Below are 3,274 nucleotides of genomic sequence, written 5' to 3'. Positions count from 1 at the left end.
ACTACATGCATTTGCAGCGGCTCGTAGCCGATCAGCCGATCTGGCGTGTCCACCAGCGAGTAGTTGACCTCCCACTCATCCGCATCCCACAGCATCATGTATCCGCGCATCTGCCATTCGTAGAGCCTGTCTTCGCAGTCCTTGATCCAGCCAGGGAAGGTCTTGGCTGACCAAGACGACTTGAGGTCGTGCCCGCGCTTGCGCACAGCGTCGTAGAGGTCGCATTCGCCCGTAATCAGTCCGTTACTCTTGCGCTCCGTGTTTTTCTGGAGCGAGAGGCCGCGTACACGGTTGAGCAGGGCAATGCTCTGCTCTTCAACTTCGATGCCTTTCTCAATCTCCTTGCTGGAGAACTCGAAATCGACGCCAAAGATTTCCTGCTGGGCCAGCTCGCGGATATAGGTCTTTGCACCCACCGACAAGATGCCCTCGGCTTTCGTCTTGGGCTCCGTCATGATCTTGCCCAGACTGGAGCAGCGGATCAGGATTTCACGCATCTGCAGCCTCCTTGAGTTCTGCACCGCGCTTTTGCACTGCGGTGGCAAATGCTGAGTAGCCGTCTTTGTCGCGGTTGGACTGGAACAGCTTCACGCCTTCCTTCATGATCGCACCCAGCTCGTCGCGGCTCTTTGCTGTAGATGCCTTGGCAATCCACTCGTCGCGAATCATCTGGAGCTGACTTTGGCGCTCGTCCTCGGCCAGGTGGCGCACAAGCTCTGCATCCAAGTCTTCCAAGTCCTGGCTGAACATGTCAGAGGCTGCGGTGACGTTCAAAACCATGGCGATCTTGGCGCGTTTGCAAGCCATCTTGAGAACCGTGTTGGCCAGGTCGGCGGGCTCGGTGCGAATCTGCTGCACCGTGTAATGCCCGCCTTGCTTGCGCCCGAATTTCAGGCGTCGGTGGGTTTCTGGCGTGGCGTCGAATTCCTCTTTGCACACCGCTTTGCGCCAACGGTATTTTTCCTCGTCGGTCGAGCATTCACCCAAACCGGAGCCAAGCGGCACGCCGGTTGTCTGGTGCTCTCCGATGCAGTTCACCCGGTAGCGGATCACGCCGTTTGCCGAGAGGTCGGAAACCTCGTATTTATCGGCAATGCGGAAGGTCATGCACAGAACCTCGGCCCCAGACTTGAGCAGCGTTGGCTTATCGCCAGCACCTGGGATCGCTCCGTAATGCACATTGGGCTTCATGACAGCCTGCATTACCTGCTGCACCGTCTTTGCATGGGCTACTACTTCGGCAGTCGGGTTCGCGCTCTTTGCGGGAACCATGCTGACTGCTTCAACTTCAACTACAGCGCTCATGGTTGTCTCTCCGTTGGGTTGGTCAAATTGCCATCTGCGTCTGAGCCACACAGCCCGCCAAAAGCACGACAGCGAGCAGCAATAAAAAAGGCGGCTTTCTGGGCCGCCCGAGTTGGAAGGGTTGGTAGGTCATTTCTGTGCTTTCTGTTGGTTCAACACCCGCTGCCACTTGGAAAACGTCTTGCGAATATCGGTGTTGTCTTTGTTGGTGTACTTGAGCGGCTTCTGGCCTGGAATAGGGCAGAGTGAGCGGCTGGGCATGGTGAGCATCGGAGGGTGATAAGTCGATTGCATGGCTGTCTCCCGTAGTTGTCTGGCTATGGTCAGGCTAGTGACAATTGAAATTTGTAGGTCAAAGCCTGATGATCTTGACCTTGGAGCGCTCGCCCAGGTTCATTCTGAGAACGATGTCGTAGGCTTCCCAGCGATCGAAGCAGGGCACTTTGCACATGGTGGTGTCGTTGATCCAGATTTCGTAGTACTTCATGATTGCCCCCTTGCTTTGATCATTTCGTCTGCCATGCTGTAAGCTTCTTCCGCCAATCCGCCAGAGGCGATTTCAGCCCACCCCTTGTATCCGCCCTGGACGCGGTAGAACGGGCTACTTATTAGCGCCTGCATTGCCAAGCCAGCAAAGTGATCGCGAAGCGTCATCCCTGGCTGGAATGGTGCGCAATCCTGATTTGAGCAGGTTTGCTCGCTCATTGGGCATGGAAACGCTGGCCCGCCGTCTGGTAAAGAATCTGGATTCATTTCAGCTCCTTGGCTCATATCGGCTCATATGGCTCATAACTGTTTGTGCTTGTTGAGGGCGGCGCGAATGATCGACAGCGCTTCATCCTCGATTGCCTCATGATTCACGCGGTTGATTTCGTAGGACATTAGCATCTGCTCACAGTGCTGTAGTGCGGACTCCATCGCCTTGCCTCGCTCCAGCAGCTCCCGAGGGGATAGGCCGGATTCGTGGTGGACTGTTCCGGCTTCGGCGATGAGGCGAGCGTTGGCCTCTTGAATGCTGCGTTTTTCGCCCGGAATGGTGTTGGCGACATCTGAGTAATGAGGGGTGTATTCAGCGCCCTCTGCTTGCGATATATTGAATCGCAAACCAGCCCCCGGATACAACTCAAATTCTCCAAACTGCCACGGCCCCGGTGTTGGCTTCAGCTTCTCACTCATGCCGCACCTCCCGCCGCAATCTTTGCCCGCTCTGCCTGATAGCCTTCGGACAGCTCGCAGATGAAAGCTCCAAGCGCCTCATGCCGACCGGCCTGCATCAAGCCCGACACCTGGGCGCGGCCCGCAGGCCCAAGCTCCCCCAGTGCCTCGCAGAAGTTCTCCCAGTCGCTCGGGTCGTAGTCTGGGTCTTGTGCGATCTGCTGCCAGCGCATCTCAAAGCTGTCTGCGCGGTCGCTTGCGCGTTGATTCTTTGCCGCTTGAGCCGCAGCCCAAACATCAGATAGGTTGCTCATAGGGCACCTCCTTCAAGTTGCCGAAGTCATCGATAACGCAATAGGTCTGGGCTCGCCACTGCTTACCCATGACGTCTGTGTGCGACTCTCCAAGCACCCAGAAAGGCGTGCAAACATCGGCGTGATGCCGGGTCATCTCGGCGCGGCTCTCGTAGCCGTCACTCCACCAGCTTGCGTAGTTTTCAGACCAATAGTGGTCATCCAGCTTGTGGCGAACTAGGGTTATCGGTTCATTCAGCATGAGCGTTCTCCCAAATAAAAAACCGCCCGTAGGCGGCAAATCCAGCGATGCTGGAGTGTGTTCGTGAATAGATAGATGAATAGATTTCGCCGGGGCGGCTATATCTATGAATGGGGTGATGGTGGTCAGGGCCGCACGGGATTTTTCATAGCAGCCGCAAAGCCCGAAGGTATCGGCATAGCTCCAGCCGGCGCCGGTTCATTGACAACGTGCCACGCTTCTCAAGCGCATTCACCATCACAGATAGGGGCCGGTTGCT

The 3,274-nt window shown here is 56.4% G+C and carries 8 protein-coding genes; all 8 read right to left on the bottom strand.

Annotated elements, in window-relative coordinates:
* Window positions 1-497 (bottom strand): hypothetical protein (locus tag ACFIQF_RS24550; RefSeq protein ID WP_393946272.1); only part of this gene is annotated, 497 nt, incomplete at its 3' end.
* Window positions 490-1,305 carry a hypothetical protein gene (locus ACFIQF_RS24545; protein WP_393946271.1) on the bottom strand — a complete coding sequence of 272 codons (816 nt, stop codon included), beginning with the start codon at window positions 1,303-1,305 and terminating at the stop codon, window positions 490-492. The genes ACFIQF_RS24545 and ACFIQF_RS24550, both read right to left, overlap by 8 nt.
* 129 nt (window positions 1,306-1,434) lie before the next feature.
* Window positions 1,435-1,599 carry a hypothetical protein gene (locus ACFIQF_RS24540; RefSeq protein ID WP_393946270.1) on the bottom strand — a complete coding sequence of 55 codons (165 nt, stop codon included), beginning with the start codon at window positions 1,597-1,599 and terminating at the stop codon, window positions 1,435-1,437.
* A 58-nt stretch (window positions 1,600-1,657) separates the two neighbouring features.
* Complete coding sequence (locus tag ACFIQF_RS24535; RefSeq protein ID WP_393946268.1) at window positions 1,658-1,792, bottom strand: hypothetical protein; 135 nt, start codon at window positions 1,790-1,792, stop codon at window positions 1,658-1,660.
* Window positions 1,789-2,076 (bottom strand): hypothetical protein, encoded by a 288-nt coding sequence (locus ACFIQF_RS24530; RefSeq protein WP_393946267.1) that lies wholly within the window; start codon window positions 2,074-2,076, stop codon window positions 1,789-1,791. The genes ACFIQF_RS24535 and ACFIQF_RS24530 overlap by 4 nt, the downstream gene beginning before the upstream one ends.
* 15 nt (window positions 2,077-2,091) lie before the next feature.
* A complete protein-coding gene (locus ACFIQF_RS24525) occupies window positions 2,092-2,481 on the bottom strand; it encodes a hypothetical protein (RefSeq protein WP_393946266.1) in 390 nt (129 codons plus the stop codon).
* Window positions 2,478-2,774 carry a hypothetical protein gene (locus ACFIQF_RS24520; RefSeq protein ID WP_393946265.1) on the bottom strand — a complete coding sequence of 99 codons (297 nt, stop codon included), beginning with the start codon at window positions 2,772-2,774 and terminating at the stop codon, window positions 2,478-2,480. Before ACFIQF_RS24520 ends, ACFIQF_RS24525 begins: the two co-directional genes overlap by 4 nt.
* Window positions 2,758-3,015, bottom strand: coding sequence for a hypothetical protein (locus ACFIQF_RS24515; RefSeq protein WP_393946263.1), 258 nt, complete (start codon window positions 3,013-3,015; stop codon window positions 2,758-2,760). Before ACFIQF_RS24515 ends, ACFIQF_RS24520 begins: the two co-directional genes overlap by 17 nt.
* Window positions 3,016-3,274 lie beyond the last annotated feature (259 nt).

The sequence above is a fragment of the Comamonas trifloxystrobinivorans genome (assembly GCF_043359985.1).
Taxonomy (GTDB): Bacteria; Pseudomonadota; Gammaproteobacteria; order Burkholderiales; family Burkholderiaceae_C; genus Comamonas; species Comamonas trifloxystrobinivorans.
The sequence above is the reverse complement of the archived record's forward strand: the minus strand, read 5'-3'. Positions and strand labels throughout refer to the sequence as shown.